Consider the following 22,552-nt stretch of genomic DNA (forward strand, 5'->3'; position numbering starts at 1 on the left):
GCAAGGCCGCCATCCAGACTTTCGGTTTTCGAACCGGGGGTCTGGATGGCGGCTTTTTTGTTTTTCTTCTCCGGAGACACAGGATGGAGTTTCAGGTCAAGGACGAGAATCGGACGGAGGCGCAGGCGGATATCCTGATGCCGTTCGAGGATGTTCGCGAACATCTGGTCGTGGTGGGTAACGGCATGGCCGGTTGCCGCGCGATCGAGGAACTGCTGGCGCGCGATGCGGGGCGCTATCGCGTCACCATCTTCGGCGCGGAGCCTTATGTGAACTATAACCGCATCATGCTCTCGCCGGTGCTGGCGGGGGAAAAGACGTTCGAGCAGATCGTCATCAACGACCGCAAATGGTATGATGACAATGGCATCGACCTGATCGCGGGCGATCCGGTGACGATGATCGACCGGGCTGCCAAGACTGTAACCAGCCAGTCGGGTCGCACCATGGGCTATGACAAGCTGCTGATCGCCACCGGATCCGATCCGTTCATCATTCCGGTGCCGGGCAAGGACTTGCCCGGAGTCATCAGCTTTCGTGACATGAAGGATGTCGATACCATGCTTGCCGCCGCCGATGCGGGCGGGGATGCGGTGGTGATCGGCGGCGGCCTGCTGGGACTGGAGGCGGCGCACGGCCTGACCTTGCGCGGCATGAAGGTGACGGTCATCCACCTGATGGACACGCTGATGGAGCGGCAACTGGACGAGGCGGCGGGCTGGCTGCTCAAGAGCGCGCTGGAGGCACGGGGCCAGACGATCCTGACCGGGGCGAATACCGAAGCCATTTATGGCGAGGGCAAGGTCGAGGGCGTCCGGCTGAAGGACGGGCGCGAAATTCCGGCCAGCCTTGTCGTCATGGCGGTGGGCATTCGCCCCGCAACCGCCCTGGCGCGCGACGCCGGGCTGGAGGTCAATCGCGGGATCAAGGTGGACGACCATATGGTCACAAGCGATCCCGACGTGCTGGCGGTCGGCGAGTGCGTCGAGCATGACGGCAATGTCTATGGGCTGGTCGCACCGCTGTGGGACATGTGCCGCAGCCTGGCCGACGGGCTGACCGGCCAGCATAGCGGCTACAAGGGGTCCGTCACCTCGACCAAGCTGAAGGTGGCGGGTCTGGACGTGTTCTCCGCCGGGGATTTTTCGGGCGGCGCGGGGTGCGAGGATATCGTCCTGCGCGATGCGTCACGCGGCATTTACAAGCGGGTTGTCGTCAAGGACGACCGGATCGTCGGCGCTGTCCTCTATGGCGATACTGCGGACGGGGGCTGGTATTTCGACCTGCTCAAGCGCGGCGCGACTATCGCTGACATGCGTGATCTGCTGATTTTCGGCCAGAGTTACGCCGCAGGAGGAGGCGCGCTGGACCCTAAGACGGCCGTTGCGGCACTCTCGGACGATGCCGAGATTTGCGGCTGCAACGGCGTCAGCAAGGGTCAGGTCGTGGCCTGCATTGAAAAGGGGGCTTGCAGCCTGGATGCGGTGCGGGCGGGATGCAAGGCGTCGGCCAGTTGCGGCAGTTGCACGGGCCTTGTCGAAAATCTGCTGGCCGTGGTGCTGGGCGATGATGTGCAATCCGGTCCCAGAACGATGTGCAAATGCACCAGTTTCGGTCATGACGATGTGCGGCGGGAGATCGTGGCGCAGGGGATGCGCTCCATCCCCGAAGTGATGCACAAGCTGCACTGGTCCACGCCGGATGGCTGTTCCTCCTGCCGCCCGGCGCTCAATTATTATCTGCTGTGCGCGCTGCCCGGCGAATATCAGGATGATCAGCAGAGCCGTTTCGTCAATGAACGGATGCACGCCAATATCCAGAAGGACGGCACCTATTCGGTCGTGCCGCGCATGTGGGGTGGCCTCACCAATCCGCGGGAATTGCGCGCGATCGCCGATGTGGTCGAAAAGTTCAATGCCCCGATGGTGAAGGTCACTGGCGGCCAGCGGCTCGACATTTTCGGTATCAGGAAGGAAGATTTGCCTGCGGTCTGGGCCGACCTCAACGCCGCAGGCATGGTGTCGGGCCATGCCTATGGCAAGTCTCTGCGTACGGTGAAAACCTGTGTCGGGTCAGAATGGTGCCGCTTTGGCACGCAGGATTCGACCGGCCTTGGCGTCAGGATCGAGCGGATGACCTGGGGGTCGTGGATGCCGCACAAGTTCAAGATCGCGGTGTCGGGCTGTCCCCGCAATTGTGCGGAGGCGACGATCAAGGATTTCGGGGTGGTCTGCGTGGACTCAGGCTATGAACTGCATATCGGCGGCAATGGCGGCATCCATGTCCGCGCCACCGACCTGTTGTGCAAGGTCGCGACCGAGCAGGAAGCGATGGATTATTGCGCCGCCTTCACCCAGCTTTACCGTGAGGAAGCGCGCTATCTGGAGCGGACCGCGCCCTGGATCGAGCGGGTCGGGGTCGATTATGTAAAGCGCCGGATCGTGGAGGATGAGGCCGGGCGTGAGGCGCTGCGTGCCCGTTTCCTCTTTTCGCAGCAGTTCATGCAGGATGATCCCTGGGCGCAGCGCGCGGCTGGCGCGAATAGCGACCTGCATCAGCACCTCGACCCTATCTCCATCGCGGCGGAGTGAGACATATGACCGACTGGATCGATATCGGCACGCTGGCCGACATTCCGCAGCGCGGCGCCCGCACGGTGCAGATTGGCGGCGGGAAAGAGATTGCCGTGTTCCGCACCGGCGACGACCATGTCTTTGCGCTGGTCAACGAATGCCCGCACAAGAAGGGGCCGCTCAGCCAGGGGATCGTCCATGGGCATAGTGTCGCCTGCCCGCTGCACAACTGGAACATCGCGCTGAAAACCGGCGAGGCGCAGGGCGAAGATACAGGCTGCACCCCGACGATTGCGGTGAAGCAGGAAGATGGCCGCATCCTGATCGCGCGGCCGCAAATGGCGCAGGCGGCAGCCTGATGCGCCAGGCGATCCGCACCACCTGCGCCTATTGCGGCGTCGGTTGCGGCATCGCGGCGACGCCGACCGGCGGCCGCGCCGTGACCATCAGGGGGGATGAGGCCCATCCTGCCAATGCGGGCAAGCTCTGTTCCAAGGGCACGCATCTGGGCGAGACGGTGGGGCTTGAAGGTCGCCTGCTCCATCCCATGATCGGCGACAAGCGTGCCGGATGGGACAGGGCGCTGGATCTTGTCGCCAAACGCTTCCGCGAAACGACTGCCAGATATGGTCCCGACAGTGTCGCCTTCTACGTCTCCGGCCAGTTGCTGACCGAGGATTATTATGTCGCCAACAAGCTGATGAAGGGCTTCATCGGTTCGGCGAACATCGACACGAACAGCCGTTTGTGCATGTCCAGCGCCGTCGCCGGCCATAACCGCGCCTTTGGCGAAGATGTCGTACCCGCCAGCTATGACGATATGGAAGAAGCGGACCTGATCGTGCTGGTCGGGTCCAACACCGCCTGGTGCCACCCGATCGTCTATCAGCGCATTCAGGCCGCCCGTGCCGCGCGCGGCACGAAGCTGGTCGTGATCGACCCGCGCCGCACCGAAACCTGCGAGGATGCCGACCTGCATCTGGCCGTGAAACCCGGCACCGACGTTGCGCTGATGAACGGGTTGCTGGCCTGGTGCGCGGCCGAGGGGATCACCGATCCGGCCTTCCTGCGCGACAGCGTGAGCGCGCCAGAAGGCTTTTGGGAGCATGTCGGCAACGGCCATGATCTTTGGACCACCGCAAAGACGTGCGACATCGCGCCTGCGCTGCTGGAGCAATTTTATCGCCTGTTCGCCGCGACGCCGCGCACCGTCACGCTGTTCAGCCAAGGGATCAACCAGTCGATCCGCGGCACTGATCAGGTCAATGCGATCATCAACGTTCATCTGGCGACGGGCCGCATCGGCAAGCCGGGCGCGGCGCCCTTTTCGATCACCGGCCAGCCCAACGCCATGGGCGGGCGCGAGGTTGGCGGGCTGGCGTCGACGCTGGCGGCGCATATGGATTTCGCGCCGGACAATGTGGCACGGGTTGGCCGCTTCTGGGCCGCACCGACGATGGCTACCAAGCCGGGGCTGAAGGCCGTGGACCTGTTTCGCGCGATCCATGAGGGGCGGATCAAGGCGCTGTGGGTGATGGCGACCAACCCCGCCGTCTCGCTGCCCGATGCGGGGCGTGTGCGCGAGGCGCTGGAGGCGGTGCCCTTCCTCGTCGTGTCGGACATCATCGCCGACACCGACAGCAGCGTCCATGCCGATGTTCGCCTGCCTGCCGCCGGATGGGGGGAGAAGGATGGCACCGTCACTAATAGTGACCGCACGATCAGCCGGCAGCGCCCTTTCCTGGCGCTGCCGGGCGAAGCCAAACCGGACTGGTGGATTATCAAGGAAGTCGCCCGCCGCATGGGTTGGCAGAGCGCCTTCGCCTATGACCGGCCAGCCGACATCTGGCGCGAACATGCACGCCTGACCGCCTATCAGAATGACGGGACGCGGCTGCTCAACCTGCGCGCGCAGGCGACGATCGGCAATGACGCCTATGACGCCATGGAACCGTTCCGCTGGGGCGGGGAGACGCCCTTTGCCGCTGGCCGTTTCCCGACGCCCGATGGCAAGGCGCGGCTGGTGCTGACGAAGCAGATGGAGATTCAGGCGCCGCTCAAGGACTGGCCGATGACCCTCAACACTGGCCGCTATCGCGATCAGTGGCACACGATGACACGCACGGGCCTTGCCCCCAAGCTGGCGCGGCATCGCGAAGAGCCGCTGGTCGAGATGCATCCGCGCGACGCCAAGGCGTTCGGCATCGCAGATCGTGATCTCGCCCGCGTATCGACCGCGCAGGGCCATAGTATCTTCCGCGTGGCGATCAACGAAGGCCAGCGCGTGGGCGAGATTTTCACGCCGATCCACTGGACTGACCAGATATCGAGCGGCGGGCGCACCGGCCTGCTGCCCCGGCCGCTGGTCGATCCCCATTCGGGTCAGCCAGGTTTCAAATCGACCCCGGCCAGCGTCGAGAAAGTTGCGACCGCATGGCAGGGTTTCCTGATCTTGCGGGGCCATGAGCCGATAAAGCTGCCCTGCCTCTGGGCCACCAAGATCAGCGTGCCGGGCGGCGCGCTCTACGAAGTGGCGGGCAATGGTGATGCCGCGCGGCTGGAAGCGTGCCTGCCCAAAGGCGAGCGGGTCGAGGCGATCGACCAGACGCGCGGCACGCGGCGGGTGGCAATCATCCGCGAGGGCAAGCTGGCGGGGGTGTTGTTCGTGACGCGGACGGGGCTGCTGCCCGCGCGTGACTGGTTGATCGGGCAATTGTCGGTCGAGGGGGTGGGCGCATCGGTGCTCGCGGCGCGGGGACCGGGGAGTCAGCCTGACAAGGGCGCGGTGGTGTGTGTCTGTTTCGACATGGGCTTGAACCAGATCGTCGCGGCGATCCGGGAACAGCAATTGGTGGACGTGCCCGCCATCGGCAAGGCGATCGGGGCAGGAACCAATTGTGGATCATGTCGGCCCGCGCTCGCCAATCTGTTGAAAGAAACCCGTCAGGAGACGCTCCATGCAGCCGAATGAGATGATTTCGCCTGGTGAGGTATGGCTGGTCGGCGCGGGACCGGGCGACCCGGATCTTTTGACCCGCAAGGCAGAAAAGCTGATCGCGGCCGCCGACATCCTGTTTTACGATGCGCTGGTCGGGCCGGGCGTGCTCGACCTGATCCCGGCGGGGGTGGAGCGGGTGAGCGTCGGCAAGCGGTCGGGGCGGCACAGCAAGCAGCAGGACAGCATCAACGATCTGCTGTTGGCGGCGGCAAAAGCGGGGCGGCGTGTCGTGCGGCTGAAAGGCGGCGATCCGTCGGTGTTCGGCCGGTCGGCGGAGGAGATGGCGCATCTGGGCCAGGCCGGGGTGCGTTTCCATATCTGCCCCGGCATCACCACGGCGAGCGCGGCAGCGGCGAGCGGCAGTGCATCACTGACGCTGCGCGGCGTGGCGCGGGGGCTGACGCTGGTGACGGCGCATCTCAAGGCGGGGGAGCCGTTGAGGCTGGACTGGGATATGCTGGCGCGACCGGGCGGGACGCTGGGCATCTATATGGGCCGCGCGGCGGCAGGCGAGATCGGTCGATCGCTGATCGCGGCGGGGCGCGACCCGGAAACGCCGGTGATGGTGGCGGTCAATGTGTCGCTGCCGGGCGAGAGGCTGATTCGGGGCAAGCTGTCGGCGCTGGCGTTTCTGGTACAGACGATCAGCGATGACGATCCGACATTGTTGCTGATCGGTGAAGCGGTGGCAGGCACGCCGATGCTGGTGGATGGGACGGCTAGAGTATCGTGCGGAAAAGTGGGGGCCGGTTTTCCACCAGAAAAGATGTGAAAACAGAAAACTGGAGCGCGCGCTAGCGTGGCGCTTCAGAGGTAATCCGGTACGCCTTCGCAATCATAAAGCCGCCAGATCCTCCGGCCGGTTGATGTTGGGCAGGATAAGGCCCGGCATATCCACCACACGCGCGCTGATGCGGTCGAGCCAGCCATGAATGGAGCGGTTGTTGTCCTCCGCCAGATGAGCGTCCAGTTCGGGCGCGAGCATGGCGGGCCACCAGCCGAGCAGTTGCTGCCCCTTCAGGATCGCAGCACCTTCACCGATCAGCTTTGCAGGCAAGCCGGTGGGATAGAAGGGCATGTCGCAGCCGGTGGTCAGGACGCCGGTAAAGCCCTGATCGAGCGCATGGCGGAGCGCGGCGTTCAACCCGCCAAGAGGCCCCAGATCGGGCGCGGGGCGATCGGGCAGTCCGCCTTCTCGCCCGCATAGGACGACTGTAACGACATGGGGCGCAAGGCCGGCCGTCGCATGGTCGATCAGGGTGCGGCCGTCGGCCATGCGCGCCATTGCCTTGTCGCTGCCAAAGCGCGTGGCGCGTCCACCCGCCAGCACGGCCCCCAATATCCGTCTATCGTCCATTACCGCTCCCTTGATAGCCATGCTCTATAAGGCATAAGGTGAAGGATATGCAGACCCGACTTGTCGAATATTTTCTGGCGCTGGAGCGCGAAGGCCATTTTGCGCGGGCGGCGGCACAGTGCAATGTGTCGCAGCCCACCTTGTCGGCGGGAATCGCCACGCTGGAGACGCAACTGGGCAAGCGGCTGGTCCGGCGCGACCGCGCATATGCCGGACTGACGGCAGAGGGCGAGGCAGTGCTGCCGTGGGCGCGGCAACTGATCGCGGCGGCCGAGGCGCTGGGCCAGGCGGCAGAGACGGCGCGCGGGCCGTTGAAAGGCGAAGTGCGGCTGGGTGCGATCCCGGCGGCGATGCCCGCCATCGGCTGTCTGGTCGCGGCGATGCAGGCGCGGCATCCGGGCCTCAACATGTCGATCCGGGCGCTGACATCCCGCCAGATCGAGCGGGAGCTGGCAGCGTTCGAACTGGATGCGGGGTTGACCTATCTGGACTTCGAGCCGCCCGCCCATGCGCTGTCGGTCCCGCTCTATGTAGAGCGGACCATGCTGGTGAGTGCGGTGGACGGCGTGGCGGTGCCCGATCCGCTCGACTGGGCGGCACTCGCCACCCTCCCGCTCTGCCTGCTGCATCAGGGTATGCAGAACCGGCGGATATTGGACGCGCGGCTGGCCGAGCGGGGGCTGGCATTGCGACCGCTGGTAACGGCGGACTCCTATGTCGCCTTGCTGGGTCTGGTGCAGCAGGGACGGCTATGCTCGATCATTCCCGATAGCCACGCAACCCTGCTGGACGGGCTGCGCTGGGCGCGAACGTACAAGCTGCCGGATGGGGATGAGGGCAGTCGCATCGGCGTGATCGTGTCGGATAGCGCCCCGATGGGCCCGCTGGCGCAGGCGGTGCTGGGGGTCGCGCGGGGATTGCGTTTACCACCGGGCTTTCGGGCCAGTTGATAGATTTTTTCTATCAAAGATGGATGAGTTCAATTTGACCGGCTGGCCCTGCGGGCGCAGGATCACAGGCAAAATATGGCCAAAAAGGCAGGGTAGAGATGGAAGAATTTATCGCCGCCTGGATCGCGCGCCATGGCGCGACACGCGACCGGCTGTTGCCTTTGCTTCATGCGATGCAGGAAGAGGCTGGGCATGTCGACGATGCGTGGGTGCCGGGAATCGCCAGGGCGCTGAACCTCAGCCGGGCCGACGTGCATGGCGTGATCACATTCTACCATGATTTCCGGCGCGCCCCGCCGGGCCGCCATGTCGTGAAATTGTGCCGCGCGGAAAGCTGCCAGGCGCGCGGTGGCGCGGCGATCGAGGCGTCGGCGGCGCGGCGGCTGGGCGTGGCGATGGGCGAGACGCGCGGGGACGGGCAAGTCGCGCTGGAGCCGGTCTATTGCCTGGGCCTGTGCGCGATCGGCCCCAATGCGCTGGTCGACGGACGGCCGGTGGCGCGGATCGACGCCGATATGCTGGAACGGATTGCGCTGGAGGTGGCGGCATGAGGGTGTTCGTGAGCCGCGACATGGCTTCGGTGGCGTTGGGCGCGGATGATGTGGCGCGCGCCTTCGCCGACGCGGGCTGCGATGTGGTGCGCACCGGATCGCGCGGCCTGTTCAGCATCGAGCCGCTGGTCGAGGTGGAGACGGACGACGGCCGGATCGGGTTCGGGCCGGTTGGGCCGGGCGATGTGGCGGCGGTGCTGGATGGGACACATGCGACGCGGCTGGGGAAGGTCGAAGAGCTGGCCTTCTTCGCCGGACAGCAGCGTTTCACCTTTGCGCGTTGCGGAGTGATCGATCCGCTGAGCCTGGAGGATTATGCGGCGTTGCATGGCTGGCAGGGGCTGGCGGCAGCGCGGGCGCAGGCTCCGCAGGCCGTGGTCGATACGGTCAAGGCGTCGGGCTTGCGCGGACGCGGCGGGGCAGGCTTCCCGACCGGCATCAAGTGGCAGACGGTGCTGGATGCGCCAGCAGGCGACAAGTTCATCGTCTGCAATGCGGATGAGGGCGACAGCGGCACTTTTGCCGACAGGATGTTGATGGAGGGCGATCCCTATTGCCTGATCGAGGGGATGGCGATCGCCGCCCATGCCGTCGGCGCGGGTCATGGCTATATCTATATCCGGTCCGAATATCCCTTCGCCATTTACACGATGCGGCTGGCGATCGAGCGTTCCGCCCATCTGGTCGCGCCCTTCACGCTGGAGGTGCGCGAGGGCGCAGGCGCCTATGTCTGCGGTGAGGAGACGGCTTTGCTCGATTCAATCGAGGGCAAGCGCGGGCAGGTGCGCGCCAAGCCGCCGCTGCCCGCGCTCAAGGGCTTGTTCGGCCAGCCGACCGTCATCAACAATGTGCTGAGCCTGGCCGCCGTGCCGTTCATTCTGGCGGAAGGGGCAGATGCCTATGCAGCGGTCGGCTTCGGCCGGTCGCGGGGAACGATGCCGGTGCAACTGGCGGGCAATGTGCGGCATGGCGGCCTCTATGAGATCGGTTTCGGCATCACGCTGGGCGAATTGGTGAATGATGTTGGCGGCGGCACCGCAAGCGGCCGCCCGGTGCGCGCGGTGCAGGTGGGCGGGCCGCTGGGCGCCTATTTCCCGCCCAGCATGTTCCATCTGCCATTCGATTATGAGGCGTTCGCGCAGGCAGGCGGGTTGATCGGCCATGCCGGGATCACCGTGTTCGATGACAGTGTGGACATGGCGCATATGGCCCGCTTCGCGATGGAGTTCTGCGCGGCGGAAAGCTGCGGCAAATGCACGCCTTGCCGGATCGGATCGACGCGCGGGGTGGAGATCATGGACCGGATCATGGCGCAACGTGCACCGTCAGCCGCAGCGCAACCTGACCCTGGGCTCCTGCCTTCGCAGGAGCATGGCAGTTTGGCCAAAGCGCTCTACTCCCGCGCGCCATCCCGTATCGACACCTCGCTCGATGCGCAGACCAGCTTGCTGCGGGACCTGTGCGACACGATGAAATATGGTTCGCTCTGCGCGCTGGGGGGCTTCACCCCCTATCCGGTGTTGAGCGCCCTCGATCATTTTCCTGAGGATTTCGGCGCGCGTGCGCCCATCAAGGAGGCGGCGGAATGAGCTTTTCCCGCGAAACCGACCATGGCACTCCGGCGGCGATCGCCACCGGAAAGTCCGTAACGCTGACGATCGACGGTCAAAGCGTCACCCTGCCCGAAGGCACCAGCATCATGCGTGCCGCGTCGTTGACGGGTGGGTCGATTCCCAAACTCTGTGCGACCGATAGCATGGACAGTTTCGGTTCCTGTCGCCTGTGTCTGGTGGAGGTGGAGGGACGCAACGGCTATCCTGCGTCCTGCACCACGCCGGTGGCCGAGGGGATGGTGGTGCGCACCCAGACCGAACGGCTCAAGCAATTGCGGCGCGGGGTGATGGAACTCTATATTTCGGACCATCCGCTCGACTGCCTGACCTGCGGCGCGAATGGCGACTGCGAGTTGCAGGATCAGGCGGGTGCAGTCGGCCTGCGCGATGTGCGTTATGGCTATGATGGCGCGACCAATATGGGGCAGGCGAAGGACCAGTCGAACCCCTATTTCGACTTCGATCCCAGCAAGTGCATCGTCTGTTCGCGCTGCGTGCGCGCCTGTGAAGAGGTGCAGGGGACGTTCGCCCTGACGATCGAAGGCATGGGATTCGATTCGAAGGTATCGCCATCGCAGGGTGAGGATTTCCTGGGATCCGAATGTGTCTCCTGCGGCGCGTGCGTGCAGGCCTGCCCCACCGCCTCGCTGATCGAAAAGAGCGTGGTGGAAGTGGGAACGCCTGACCGCGCTATCGTCACCACCTGCGCCTATTGCGGCGTGGGCTGCACCTTCCGCGCGGAAATGCGGGGCGAGGAACTGGTGCGCATGGTGCCGTGGAAGGATGGCAAGGCCAATCGCGGCCATAGCTGCGTCAAGGGCCGCTTCGCCTGGGGCTATGCCCAGCATCAGGACCGGATATTGAACCCGATGATCCGCGCCTCAGTCAGTGAGCCGTGGCGTGAAGTGTCGTGGGAGGAGGCGATCGCCCACACCGCATCCGAATTCCGTCGCATTCAGGGCAAATATGGAACGCGCAGCATCGGCGGGATCACGTCGAGTCGCTGCACCAACGAAGAAACCTTTCTGGTTCAAAAGCTGATCCGGCAGGGCTTTGGCAACAATAATGTCGATACCTGCGCGCGGGTCTGTCACTCGCCCACGGGTTACGGCCTCAGCCAGACCTTCGGTACATCGGCGGGCACGCAGGATTTCGACAGCGTCATGCAGGCCGACGTGATCCTCGTCATCGGCGCCAATCCCACGGACGGCCACCCCGTATTCGCCAGCCGCATGAAGAAGCGTCTGCGTCAGGGCGCGAAACTGATCGTCATGGATCCGCGCCGGACCGATCTGGTGAAATCCCCGCATGTAGAGGCGGAACATCATCTGCCCCTGCGCCCCGGCACGAATGTCGCGATGCTGACCGCGATGGCGCATGTCATCGTCACAGAAAAGCTCTATGATGAGGCCTTCATCCGCGAGCGGTGCGATTGGGACGAATTTACCGATTGGGCTGATTTCGTGTCGGAAGCGGTGCGCTCACCCGAAGCGATCGAGCCGCTGACCGGCGTGAAGGCGGACGAGGTCCGCGCCGCCGCGCGCCTCTATGCCACAGGCGGCAATGGCGCGATCTACTACGGCCTTGGCGTTACCGAACATAGTCAGGGCAGCTCGACCGTCATGGCGATCGCCAACCTTGCCATGGCGACCGGCAATGTCGGGCGTGAGGGTGTGGGCGTGAACCCGCTGCGCGGCCAGAACAACGTGCAGGGGGCATGCGACATGGGCAGCTTCCCGCATGAATTTTCCGGCTATCGGCATGTGTCCGACACCGCAACGCGGGCTCTGTTCGAACAGGCGTGGGGCGTGTCACTCGACGCCGAGCCGGGATTGCGCATCCCCAACATGCTGGATGCGGCCACCGATGGCACGTTCAAGGGGCTGTTCGTGCAGGGCGAGGATATTCTCCAGTCCGACCCCAACACCCATCATGTCGCGGCGGGCCTCGCAGCGATGGAGTGTGTCGTGGTGCAGGACCTGTTCCTCAACGAAACCGCCAATTATGCCCATATCTTCCTGCCCGGATCGACCTTCCTGGAGAAGGATGGCACCTTCACCAACGCCGAACGCCGCATCCAGCGCGTGCGGCAGGTAATGGCCCCGCTCAACGGCTATGCCGACTGGGAAATCGTGCAACTGGTGGCGAATGCCATGGGGCTTGACTGGACGTACGACCATCCTGCCCAGATCATGGACGAGATCGCGGCGCTGACCCCGACCTTCGCGGGGGTGCATTATGACCGGCTGGAGGCGGAAGGATCGCTGCAATGGCCGGCCAACGATGCCGCGCCGGACGGCACGCCGACCATGCATATTGACGGCTTCGTCCGCGGCAAGGGCAAGTTCGTCGTCACCGACTATGTGCCGACCGATGAAAAGACCGGCCCGCGCTTCCCGCTGCTGCTGACGACCGGGCGCATTTTGAGCCATTATAATGTCGGTGCGCAGACGCGGCGCACCGCCAACACTGCCTGGCACCCGGAGGATCGGCTGGAAATCCATCCGAGCGATGCGGACAATCGCGGGCTGAAAGATGGCGACTGGGTGACACTGCGCAGCCGGGCAGGCGAAACGACGCTGCGCGCGCTGGTGACGGAGCGGGTCGCGCCGGGCGTGGTCTATACGACTTTCCACCACCCGGAAACGCAGGCGAACGTCATCACCACCGACTATAGCGACTGGGCGACCAATTGCCCGGAATATAAGGTGACGGCGGTACAGGTGATGGCGTCCAACGGGCCGAGCGACTGGCAGCGCGATTATGCGGATCAGGCCCGGACCAGCCGCCGTATTGCGCCGCTCGAAGCCGCCGAATAGGATCGAGCGCATGAGCGATGAAAGCGAAGTCATGTCGACCGATATCATGTCCACTGGCGACCGGCTGATCTACATGGCGAACCAGATTGCCCGCAACCTCGCCGCGCAGCGTGACGCGGACGTCCAGACGGCCGAACATATCCGTAAATATTGGACCGGCGCGATGCGCGCCCGGCTTCAGGAACTGGCAGCGGAGCGACCCGATGCGCTGTCGCCGATCGCCGCGCAGGCGCTGCGCCGGATTGCGGTTTGATCGACAGCGCGCTGTCCTTCACCCGCCTGACCCCGGACGGGCTGGCCGAAGCGATCGATCGGCCGCTGGCGGAGGAAGTGCCGGTCGCGATCGAATATAATGGTGCGGGCTATGCCGTGCTGATGGCGACGCCGGCCGACATTGCCGATCTGGTGCAGGGGTTCAGCCTGGCGGAGCGGCTGGTGACGCGCGACGACGCGCTGCTCGACATGGATGTGCATCGCACCGAGGCGGGCATTATCGCCCGCGCGACGATGCCGCCCCATCGCGCCGATGCGTTGCTGGACCGGGTGCGGCATCGCGCGTCGGATTCCTCCTGCGGGATATGCGGGATCGAGAATCTGGAGCAGGCGATGCGACCGCTGCCGACCGTGACCAACCGGACGCGGGCGGATCGCGCCGCGATCTTCCGCGCGCTCGCCGCGCTGTACGATCATCAGCCGTTGAACGCGGCCACCGGGGCGGCCCATGCGGCAGCCTGGATCGGGGCGGACGGGGCGATCCGGCTGGTGCGGGAGGATGTCGGGCGGCACAATGCGTTCGACAAGCTGATCGGCGCGATGGCGCGGGCAGGCGCGGGCTGGGATGGCGGCTTTGCACTGCTGTCGTCGCGCTGTTCCTATGAACTGGTGGAGAAGGCGGCGCTGGCCAATTGCCCGCTGCTCGTGACGATTTCCGCGCCGACGCGGCTGGCCGCCGAGCGTGCCGAGGCGGCCGGACTGCCGCTGGTGGCGCTTGCCCGGCCGGACGCGCTGTTGCTGCGCGGCCACAGCGACGCACTCTAAACCGACGGGCGCTTGGCTTCCCGTTCGCTTTCCCCTACAGCGCGCGGCGTGGGGGGAGGGCATCTTTCCCTGCAAACAGATCGCGCCGGTGCCCGGCAACGGGCTTAATCGGGAATGTGGTGCGGGCGTGCGAGCGCCCAATTCCATGGCTGTCCCTGCAACTGTAAGCGGATAGTGCGATGCATCGGGTCTGAAGGTCGTTGGGGACCGCAAGACCGGCCACTGGATATTGCGTCCGGGAAGGCTTTGCATTGTTGCTGTGACCCGCGAGCCAGGAGACCTGCCGGCGCCTGGTCGCTCTTGCTTTGGTCCAGGGGATGGCCGGGGCACGGTGGTTTTCCGTCGAGCGACGCCATGCGGCCGGGGCCGCATCGGGTTGCGGGCGGGATTTGGCGTCATCCCTGGCCTGTGCCCGACCGCGTTGCGGACGCCCCAGCCCTAGTCGCACCGGCGCCGGGGGTTGATATATGTTGAAAACAGGCATTTCTCTGGTGGCGCTGATCGTGGCGACGCCGGTTCTGGCGCAGGATGACGATATCGTCGTCACCGCCACGGGCATTGCCCAGCCGCGCGACGATGTCGGGCAGGCGATCACGGTCATCGACGCGAATATGATCGAGACGCGGCAGGCGATCGATGTAGTGGACCTGCTGGCGACGACGCCGGGCGTGCGCTTCAACCGCAACGGATCGACCGGCGGTGTGACCGGCGTGTCGCTGCGCGGCGCGGAGACGACGCAGACGCTGGTGCTGATCGACGGGGTGAAGGTCAACGATCCCAGCGGCATCGGCGACGGCTATGATTTCGGGCCTTTGCTGACCGGCAATATCAGGCGGATCGAAGTGCTGCGCGGCTCCAACTCTGTGGTCCATGGCAGCCAGGCGATCGGCGGCGTGGTCAACCTGATGACCGGCGTGCCGGCGCAGGGGTTCGGCGCGAATGCATCGGTCGAATATGGCTATGGCGATACGTTGAGCACCAAGGTGGATTTGTCGGGCACCAGCGGCATCGCGGCGGGGGGCATCGGTGCGGCCTATTTCCGCACCGACGGGATTTCGTCGGCGGTCGGCGGCACGGAACGCGACGGGACCGAGAATATCGCCGCCAATGCGCGATTGACGCTGAAATTCAACGAGGCGCTCAGCCTCGACCTGCGCGGTTATTATATCCATGCGGACCTTGACTATGACAGCTTCTTCGGTGCGCCGGCCGACAGCAGCGACGTGTCGAAGCTTGACCAATATGTCGGCTATGCCGGCCTCAATCTGGCGCTGCTTGACGGCAAGCTGACCAACCGCGCCGCCGTCACCTATCTGCGCAACGACCGCGACTATTATTTCGTGCGTGGGACCGACCCTGACTATGGCTATTCGGGGACCAATTTGCGGTTTGAATATGAAGGCGTCTTTGTCCCGGTCGATCAGGCCAAGCTGCTGTTCGGTTATGAGCATGAGCGGCCGGACTATGATTTCTTCGGCTTCGGATCGACCGCCAGCGCCCGGATCAACATCGACAGCATCTATGGCATGGCGATCGTCAAGCCCTTCATCGGCTTGGCCGTCACCGGCGGCGTGCGCCATGACGACCATAGCCAGTTCGGCGGCGCGACCACGTTCGGCGCGAACGCCAATTATTCGCCCAATGGCGGCGCAACCAATGTGCGCCTCAGCTATGGCGAGGGGTTCAAGGCGCCATCGCTCTATCAATTATATGACAGCTATAGCGGCAATGCGGCGCTTCGGCCTGAACGGTCGAAAAGCTACGATATCGGGTTCGACCAGAGACTGGATGGCGGGCGGGCGATGCTGTCGGTGACTGCCTTCCGCCGCGATACGCGTGACCAGATCAATTATGACAACGCCACCTTCACCTATGACAATCTGGACCGCACCCGCGCCAAGGGCGTGGAAGCCTCGATCGCATTGAAGCCGGTCGATGCGCTGACCGTCACGGGCAGCTACAGCTATGTCGACGCGCGCGACCGTTCGCCCGGTTCCGCCTTCTACGGCAATCGCCTGGCCCGCCGCGCCGCCAATCAGGTCAGTGTGTCGGCCGACTATGACTGGTCGTTCGGCCTGTCGACCGGCGCGACCGTGACGATGGTGGACGACAGTTTCGACAATGCCGCCAACAGCCGCCGGCTCGACGGTTATGCGCTGGTCGGCGTCCGTGCGTCGTTGCCGGTCGGCGAGCATCTGGAAGTCTATGGCCGCGTCGACAATCTGTTCGATGAAGGCTACGCCACCGCCTATGGCTATGGCACCTATGGCCGCTCCGCCTATGGCGGCGTGCGTGTCCGTTTCTGACCGGACAAGGGGCGGGCGGGCGTGACGCCCGCCCTGTCAGCGCGCGGCGTTCAGCCGCGTCGTGATGGCGCGCGCGGCCTGCACATAGGCCGGGCCGCCACATACGGTCCAGCTTTGCGGCAGGCTGATGCGGGGCACCCGCGCCAGGGCGGGATGATGCAGCATTTCCGTGCCCTGGTCGACCACGCGGTCGGTGGCGCTTTCCACGATCAGCCAGTCGGGCCGCGCGGCGACCATGGCCTCCAGCGGCACCTGCGCCAGTGCCGGCTTGCCCAGTTTTGCGGCGAGATTGGTGAGGCCAACCCGGCGCATCAGATCATCGATCAATGTCCCGGTGCCGGTCATATAGCCGCGCCGCTGATAATAGGCCGCGACCCCGCCACGTCGCGCGCGGGGCAGGGCGGCAAGATCGCGGTTCATGGCCGCGATCAGCGCCTCGCCGCGATCAACATGGCCGATCGCGCGCGCCACCTGCCGGATCTGGTCGAGGATCGCGGCATAGCTGTCTGCGCTGGCAAGGCCCAGCGTGCGCCAGTCGCCCGGCGGCGCGCCGGCCACCATGTCGGGGCCGATGGGATAGCCCAGGATCAGGTCGGGCCGGATCGCCAGTACCTCCTCCGACGCGCGGCGCAGGATGCGGAAGCGTCGCGCCTTCGTCGCGACGGCGGACAGTTCGGGATCGCGCGCGTTGCTGCTGAGCGCCGCGATCTGCCCCGGATCAGCGAGCGCGATCAGATATTGGTCGGCGCACACGTTGAGCGACACGATCTGCTGCGGCGCGGTGGGCGTCGCCGCGCCGGTCAGCGCGAACAGGGCGGTGGTCGCGAGGATCAAAGGGCGGATCATGGGGCTTGTCTCATAAAAGGACATATTCCCGCCGTTGCGGTAACAAGGGGCTTTATCGATCCGCGATCGGGAAACAAGCCATGACCGCGCGCCGCCATCATCCCTTACTGATCCCCGGCCTGTTGCTGCTGGTTTTCGCGGCAGCCTTCGGCTCCATCCTGCTGGGGGCTGTGGCGATCAGCCCGGCGCGGATCGTCGCGGTGCTATCCGGTGGGGGAGACGCCATTGCGCGCGCCATCATCCTGGACCTGCGCCTGCCGCGCATGGCCCTGGGGCTGATCGTCGGCGCGATGCTGGGCGTGTCGGGGGCGGCGTTGCAGGGCTATCTGCGCAATCCGCTGGCTGAGCCATCGGTGCTCGGCGCATCCAACGCGGCGGCGCTGGGAGCGGTCTGCGCGCTCTATTTCGGGTTTGCGCAGATGCATCCGGTGGTTTTGCCAGTGCTTGCGATCCTGACGGCGCTGATCGCCATCGGTGCATTGTTCCTGCTGTCGGGCACAGCGGAAAGCCCGTTGACGCTGATCCTGGCCGGCATCGCGGTGGCGACGCTGGCGGGGGCGGGGATCAGCCTGTCGCTCAACCTGTCGCCCAATCCCTTCGCCGCGATGGAAATCATGAGCTGGCTGATGGGGAGCCTGGAAAATCGCAGCTATGCCCATGTCTGGATCGCGCTGCCCTGCGTCGCCATCGGCGCGACGCTGTTGCTTGCCGATGGGCGCATGCTGGACGCGCTGACATTGGGGGAGGAGGGCGCGCAGGCGCTGGGCGTCAACCTGTCGTCCGCGCGGCTGCGCATGATGCTGGGCGTGGCGATCGGCGTGGGCGGCGCGGTGGCGGTATCGGGCGCGATCGGCTTTGTGGGATTGATCGTGCCGCATCTGGTCCGCCCGCTGACTGACCGATCGCCATCCGCCGTCCTGCTGCCATCGCTGCTGGGCGGCGCGGCGCTGCTGACGCTGGCAGACATCGGCGTGCGGCTGATCCCGACCAGCAATGAACTCAAGCTGGGGGTGGTGACGGCGCTGCTCGGCGTGCCGGTATTCCTGCTCCATCTGATGCGGGAGCGGCGGCTATGGTGACGATCGCGGCGCAGGGCCTGTCGGTGCGGCTGGGCCGCCATGCGGCGGTGCGCAATGTCGATGTGACGCTCCAACCGGGCGCGCTGGTCGGCATCATCGGTCCCAATGGCGCGGGCAAGTCCACGCTGATCCGTGCGTTGCTGGGCCTGGCCAGGCCGCAGAGCGGGCGGGTGACGATCGACGGGCAGGATGTGGCGCGGCTCGGCCGGCAGGCGGTCGCGCGCGCCGTCGCCTATCTGCCGCAGGGTCAGACCCTGCATTGGCCGCTTAGCGTCGAGCGGCTGGTGGCGCTGGGGCGGTTGCCGCATCTGGGGCCGCTGTCGCGCCTTTCGGCACAGGATGAGGCAGCGGTCGAGGCGGCGATGACGCGGGCCGATGTGCTGCATCTGAAAGGCCGGATCGCGACCGAATTGTCGGGCGGCGAGCGGGCGCGGGTGCTGCTGGCGCGGGCACTGGCGGTGGAGGCGCGCGGGTTGATCGCCGACGAGCCGCTGGCCGCGCTCGATCCGGGGCACCAGATCGACGTCATGGACCTGCTGCGCGGGGAGGCGCGCGGCGGGGCGCTGGTGGTGACGGTGCTGCATGACCTGAGCATGGCGGCGCGATACTGTGATCGGCTGCTGTTGATGGACGGCGGGGCGGCGGTAGCGGATGGTGCGCCGATGGACGTGCTGACGGCGGATGCGCTTGGCCAGGTCTATGGTGTCACGGCGCGGATCGAGCGGCACGGGGACGTGCCGCTGATCCTGCCGACGGGGCGGGTGACAGGCAAGGCTTAAGGCCGTCATTGCGAGCGCAGCGTGGCAATCCATTGACGCCATATGGATTGCCGCGCTGCGCTCGCAATGACGATGTAAACTTAGTCCCCGAACCCCCGTGGGGCCGGGTCCACTACCGTCGATGCGCCGGCCCCGACTTCATTCACTTCCAGCGCGCGTTCCGCCACGCCCTGCCGGTTGAAGCGGAACGCGCCGTCGATGCCGGAAAAGCCGCCCGCGTCGCGCAGGCGTGCGGCGGGGAAGGGCGATCCGGGCTTCCAGTCCTGCGCGATCCGCACCGTCAGCAGCACCGAATCATAGCCGAGCGAGGATAAACGGAAGGGCGCGCTGCCATAACGGGCGCGATATTTGGTCGCGAGCTGGCGGTAGAGCGTGTCGGAAACGCTGGCGAACCAGGCGCCACGCAGCACCGGGCTGGCGGCCAGCGTGCCTTCCGTATTCCACAATTCGGTGCCCAGCAGCCGCGCGGTCGCACCGCCATTTTTCCGTACGATCGGCGCGACCTGCAACGCCACCCGGCCGCTGTCGGCAATCAGCAGCGCGTCATAGCTGGACGATGCCTGCAATTTCTTCACCGCCGCCGTGATCGAAGCGGGCGCGCGGTCGAATGTCTGCATCGAGACGACAGTGCCGCCGGCCTGCTCGACCGCGCGCAGCAGCGCGTTGCCGGCCCGTTCGCCATAGGTGCCGCGCGGCACCAGCGCACCGAAGCGGCTCAGCCCCTTTGCGCGGGCGAAAGCGACGACCCGTTCGATCGACTGGGCGGGGTTGTAGCCCATGATATAGACGCCGCCGCCCGCGATGCTGGCGTCGTTGGAAAAGCTGATGACCGGCACATTGGCGCGCGCCGCGATCGGCCCGATCACGCGGGCATCCTCCGCCAGCAGCGGTCCCAGGATCAGGCGATTGCCGTCGGCCAGCGCCTTGTTCGCCGCCGCTGCCGCACCCAGCGCCGTATCATAGGTGGTGATGCGCACCTTGTCTGTGCGAATGTCCATCAGCGCAAGGGTGGTGGCGTTGGCGATCGACTGGCCGACCCCGGCATTGGGGCCGCTCATCGGCACCAGCAGAGCGACGCGATGGCGTGCCGCATCGGTCGGCAGGCCCTGGACCACCTCTGGTCCGGTCGGCTGGACCGGGCCGGTAGGCGTGGTGGGCGCCGGCCCCTTGGGCACGATCGACTGACAGGCGGCCAGGAACAGCGCCGCCCCCATGAAGGCGCAACGCGCGCCGCGCTTGATCGCAGCGAACACATTTGCTTGCCGGGGGGCATCCGTCTCTGTCATCTGGCGTCCTTATGGAAACTCGAACTTCTGGGCTTGCGCCTGGGCTTTATATCGTGGCGGGGCCGATCGGCAACCTTGGAGACCTTACGCCGCGCGGGGCGGAAGTCCTGCGGCTGGCCGATGTGGTCGCCGTGGAAGATACACGGGTGAGCGCGCGGTTGCTGCGCCATGCCGGGTCCGACCGGCCGATGGTCCCCTATCATGACCATAGCGCCGATCATGTCCGCATCCGCCTGATCGAGCGGATGGCGAGCGAATCAGTGGCGTTGCTGTCCGACGCCGGCACGCCGCTGATCTCCGACCCCGGCTACAAGCTGGTGCGCGACGCGCGGGCGGCCGGGCGGGCTATCACGACCCTGCCCGGACCCAGCGCGGCGATCGCGGCGCTGACCCTGTCGGGCCTGCCGACCGATCGCTTCCTGTTCATGGGGTTCCTGCCCAGCAAGGCGAAGGCGCGGGGTGACGCGCTTGACGAAGTGGCGGCGCTGCGCGCCACGCTGGTCTTTTACGAAAGCGGGCCGCGCCTGTCGGAAAGCCTGTCGGCCATGGCGGCGCATCTGGGGGATCGCGACGCGGCGGTCAGCCGGGAAATCAGCAAGACGTTCGAGGAAACCGCCACCGGGACATTGAGTGAACTGTCGGCCCGCTACGCCGATGCGCCGCCCAAGGGGGAGATCGTCGTGACGGTCGGCCCGCCCGGCGAAGCGCCCCCGGCCAGTGCGGAGGATGCCGATGCCGCGCTGCGCGAGGCGCTGACCCGGCTGTCGGTGTCCAAGGCAGCGGGCGAGGTTGCCAAGAAATTGGGGCTGGACCGGCGGACGCTCTATGACCGGGCGACGGAACTGAAGGGGTGAAGCGCCCGCCTGCCGAACGACTGGCGGCGGAGAAGCGGGGGCGGCAGGCCGAACGCATCGCCGCCTGGTGGCTGCGGCTGAAGGGCTGGCAGATCGTCGGCCGGCGGATGCGGACGCCGGCGGGCGAGGTCGATCTGGTCGCGCGGCGCGGCGCCATGCTCGCCTTCGTCGAGGTGAAGGCGCGGGGCAGTGCGGCGGAACTGGACCTGGCGATCGACGAACGGCGGCTGGCGCGGGTCGCGAAGGCAGCGGAAATCCTCTGGCACGAACTGGCGAAACCGGGGGACGACATGCGAATCGACGTCATCCTCCTTGCGCCGGGCCGTGCGCCACGCCATCTGGCCAATGTCTGGCATGGGGGATAGCCTAGCGTCCCGTTCATCCTGAGTGGCCGCTGAGCGAAGTCGAAGCGGCGTATCGAAGGATGCGTGCCAGGCGATGCTTCGATACGGGACTTCGCCTTTGCTCAGCCCCTACTCAGCACGAACGGATCAAGAAGGAAGCGCAAGCATGACCGAACTCAACCCCCTGACCGTCGCCGTGCAGATGGACCCGATGGAGGGCATCAAGATCGCCGGGGATTCGACCTTCCACATCATGCTGGCGGCGCAGGCGCGGGGGCACAGGCTTTATCATTATCTCGCGCCCGATCTGACATTGCGCGATGGCCGGGTGCTGGCCAAGGCGCGTCCGGTGAAGGTGCAGAAGGTGGAGGGCGACCATTTCGCCTTTGGTGAGCCGGAGATGCTGGACCTGGGCCGCGATGTCGATGTCGTGCTGATGCGGCAGGACCCTCCCTTCGACCTCAGTTACATCACCGCCACACATCTGCTGGAGCGGGTGCAGGAAGAAACGCTGGTGGTGAATGATCCCGCCAGCGTCCGCAATGCCCCCGAAAAGCTGTTCGTGCTCGATTATGCGCGCTTCATGCCGCCGACCATGATTACCCGCGACCTGGCCGAGGTGAAGTCGTTCCTGGCCCAGCATGGCGAGATCGTGGTGAAGCCCCTCTACGGCAATGCCGGCAATGCGGTATTTCATGTTGACGGCAGAGGATCGAATCTGTCCGCGCTGGTGGAACTTTTCAAGGCGTCCTGGGTCGAGCCTTTCATGGTCCAGGCCTTCATTCCCGGCGTCGCAGAGGGCGACAAGCGCATCGTGCTGGTCGATGGAGAGATTGCAGGCGCGGTCAACCGCATTCCCGGCGCGGGCGAAATCCGCTCGAACCTGGCGGTCGGCGGGTCGGCGGCCAAGACGCTGCTGACGGACAGGGAACGCGAAATCTGCGCCGCGATGGGGCCGGAACTCAAGGCACGCGGCCTGCTGTTCGTGGGCATCGATGTGATCGGCGGGGAATGGCTGACCGAAATCAACGTGACGTCGCCGACCGGGATCGTGTCGATCGACGCCTTCGACGGCACCGACACCGGCGGCATGATCTGGGACGCGATCGACGCCCGGCTGGCGCAGCGGGCGGCGGCGTAGGTTGATGGCTGCCATGCG

Annotated in this window: 19 protein-coding genes and 1 riboswitch; of the genes, 16 read left to right on the forward strand and 3 right to left on the reverse strand. The window is 65.8% G+C overall.

Annotation, left to right across the window (positions count from 1 at the left end; all coding sequences use genetic code 11):
* The first annotated feature begins 137 nt into the window (after positions 1-137).
* From nirB to cobA, 4 genes are read left to right on the forward strand one after another with little or no spacing between them, the layout of a single operon-like run.
* The gene (gene nirB / locus Q4610_RS05865) at positions 138-2,591 is read left to right on the forward strand and encodes a nitrite reductase large subunit NirB (protein ID WP_425262540.1); all 2,454 of its coding nucleotides are present in this window, start codon (positions 138-140) and stop codon (positions 2,589-2,591) included.
* 5 nt (positions 2,592-2,596) lie between these two features.
* On the forward strand, positions 2,597-2,932 hold the full coding sequence (gene nirD / locus Q4610_RS05870; protein WP_304535064.1) for a nitrite reductase small subunit NirD: 336 nt from the start codon (positions 2,597-2,599) through the stop codon (positions 2,930-2,932).
* Positions 2,932-5,544, forward strand: a complete 2,613-nt coding sequence (locus Q4610_RS05875; RefSeq protein WP_304535065.1) for a nitrate reductase — start codon at positions 2,932-2,934, stop codon at positions 5,542-5,544. Before nirD ends, Q4610_RS05875 begins: the two co-directional genes overlap by 1 nt.
* The gene (gene cobA, locus Q4610_RS05880) at positions 5,531-6,343 is read left to right on the forward strand and encodes a uroporphyrinogen-III C-methyltransferase (protein ID WP_304535066.1); all 813 of its coding nucleotides are present in this window, start codon (positions 5,531-5,533) and stop codon (positions 6,341-6,343) included. The genes Q4610_RS05875 and cobA overlap by 14 nt, the downstream gene beginning before the upstream one ends.
* A gap of 63 nt (positions 6,344-6,406) precedes the next feature.
* Here cobA and mobA read toward each other — a convergent pair whose 3' ends face one another.
* Positions 6,407-6,928 carry a molybdenum cofactor guanylyltransferase gene (mobA, locus tag Q4610_RS05885; RefSeq protein ID WP_304535067.1) on the reverse strand — a complete coding sequence of 174 codons (522 nt, stop codon included), beginning with the start codon at positions 6,926-6,928 and terminating at the stop codon, positions 6,407-6,409.
* A 47-nt stretch (positions 6,929-6,975) separates the two neighbouring features.
* Between mobA and Q4610_RS05890 the strand changes: the two genes are divergently transcribed.
* From Q4610_RS05890 to Q4610_RS05920, 7 genes are all read left to right on the forward strand, one after another.
* Positions 6,976-7,878, forward strand: coding sequence for a LysR family transcriptional regulator (locus Q4610_RS05890; protein WP_304535068.1), 903 nt, complete (start codon positions 6,976-6,978; stop codon positions 7,876-7,878).
* Positions 7,879-7,976: 98 nt separating this feature from the next.
* Positions 7,977-8,429: an NAD(P)H-dependent oxidoreductase subunit E gene (locus tag Q4610_RS05895; protein ID WP_304535069.1), complete on the forward strand. Its 453-nt coding sequence runs from the start codon at positions 7,977-7,979 to the stop codon at positions 8,427-8,429.
* Positions 8,426-10,018 (forward strand): formate dehydrogenase beta subunit, encoded by a 1,593-nt coding sequence (locus Q4610_RS05900; protein ID WP_304535070.1) that lies wholly within the window; start codon positions 8,426-8,428, stop codon positions 10,016-10,018. Before Q4610_RS05895 ends, Q4610_RS05900 begins: the two co-directional genes overlap by 4 nt.
* Positions 10,015-12,861, forward strand: a complete 2,847-nt coding sequence (fdhF, locus tag Q4610_RS05905; protein ID WP_304535071.1) for a formate dehydrogenase subunit alpha — start codon at positions 10,015-10,017, stop codon at positions 12,859-12,861. The genes Q4610_RS05900 and fdhF overlap by 4 nt, the downstream gene beginning before the upstream one ends.
* A gap of 10 nt (positions 12,862-12,871) precedes the next feature.
* Positions 12,872-13,114, forward strand: coding sequence for a formate dehydrogenase subunit delta (locus Q4610_RS05910; RefSeq protein WP_304535072.1), 243 nt, complete (start codon positions 12,872-12,874; stop codon positions 13,112-13,114).
* Positions 13,114-13,899, forward strand: a complete 786-nt coding sequence (gene fdhD / locus Q4610_RS05915; protein WP_425262541.1) for a formate dehydrogenase accessory sulfurtransferase FdhD — start codon at positions 13,114-13,116, stop codon at positions 13,897-13,899. The genes Q4610_RS05910 and fdhD overlap by 1 nt, the downstream gene beginning before the upstream one ends.
* Positions 13,900-13,968: 69 nt before the next feature.
* Positions 13,969-14,201, forward strand: a riboswitch (cobalamin riboswitch).
* Between the two features lie 165 nt (positions 14,202-14,366).
* Positions 14,367-16,205, forward strand: a complete 1,839-nt coding sequence (locus tag Q4610_RS05920) for a TonB-dependent receptor plug domain-containing protein (RefSeq protein ID WP_304535074.1) — start codon at positions 14,367-14,369, stop codon at positions 16,203-16,205.
* 36 nt (positions 16,206-16,241) lie between these two features.
* On the opposite strand, the gene Q4610_RS05925 is transcribed toward Q4610_RS05920, so the two are convergent.
* Entirely contained in the window at positions 16,242-17,051 is an 810-nt protein-coding gene (locus Q4610_RS05925; protein ID WP_304535075.1) for an ABC transporter substrate-binding protein, read from the reverse strand.
* 80 nt (positions 17,052-17,131) lie between these two features.
* On the opposite strand from Q4610_RS05925, the gene Q4610_RS05930 reads away from it, so the two are divergent.
* Together Q4610_RS05930 and Q4610_RS05935 are read left to right on the forward strand one after the other, a co-directional pair.
* Positions 17,132-18,130, forward strand: coding sequence for a FecCD family ABC transporter permease (locus Q4610_RS05930; protein ID WP_304535076.1), 999 nt, complete (start codon positions 17,132-17,134; stop codon positions 18,128-18,130).
* Positions 18,124-18,909, forward strand: coding sequence for an ABC transporter ATP-binding protein (locus Q4610_RS05935; protein WP_304535077.1), 786 nt, complete (start codon positions 18,124-18,126; stop codon positions 18,907-18,909). The genes Q4610_RS05930 and Q4610_RS05935 overlap by 7 nt, the downstream gene beginning before the upstream one ends.
* A gap of 80 nt (positions 18,910-18,989) precedes the next feature.
* On the opposite strand, the gene Q4610_RS05940 is transcribed toward Q4610_RS05935, so the two are convergent.
* A complete protein-coding gene (locus Q4610_RS05940; RefSeq protein WP_425262530.1) occupies positions 18,990-20,195 on the reverse strand; it encodes a penicillin-binding protein activator in 1,206 nt (401 codons plus the stop codon).
* An 11-nt stretch (positions 20,196-20,206) separates the two neighbouring features.
* Between Q4610_RS05940 and rsmI the strand changes: the two genes are divergently transcribed.
* The 3 genes from rsmI to gshB all read left to right on the forward strand — a co-directional run bounded on the left by rsmI (position 20,207) and on the right by gshB (position 22,534).
* Positions 20,207-21,049, forward strand: a complete 843-nt coding sequence (gene rsmI / locus Q4610_RS05945; protein ID WP_304535078.1) for a 16S rRNA (cytidine(1402)-2'-O)-methyltransferase — start codon at positions 20,207-20,209, stop codon at positions 21,047-21,049.
* On the forward strand, positions 21,046-21,414 hold the full coding sequence (locus tag Q4610_RS05950) for a YraN family protein (protein ID WP_304535079.1): 369 nt from the start codon (positions 21,046-21,048) through the stop codon (positions 21,412-21,414). The genes rsmI and Q4610_RS05950 overlap by 4 nt, the downstream gene beginning before the upstream one ends.
* Before the next feature lie 145 nt (positions 21,415-21,559).
* Complete coding sequence (gene gshB / locus Q4610_RS05955) at positions 21,560-22,534, forward strand: glutathione synthase (protein ID WP_304535080.1); 975 nt, start codon at positions 21,560-21,562, stop codon at positions 22,532-22,534.
* Positions 22,535-22,552: the final 18 nt, after the last annotated feature.

The organism is Sphingobium cyanobacteriorum (assembly GCF_030580935.1).
Classification (GTDB): Bacteria; Pseudomonadota; Alphaproteobacteria; order Sphingomonadales; family Sphingomonadaceae; genus Sphingobium; species Sphingobium cyanobacteriorum.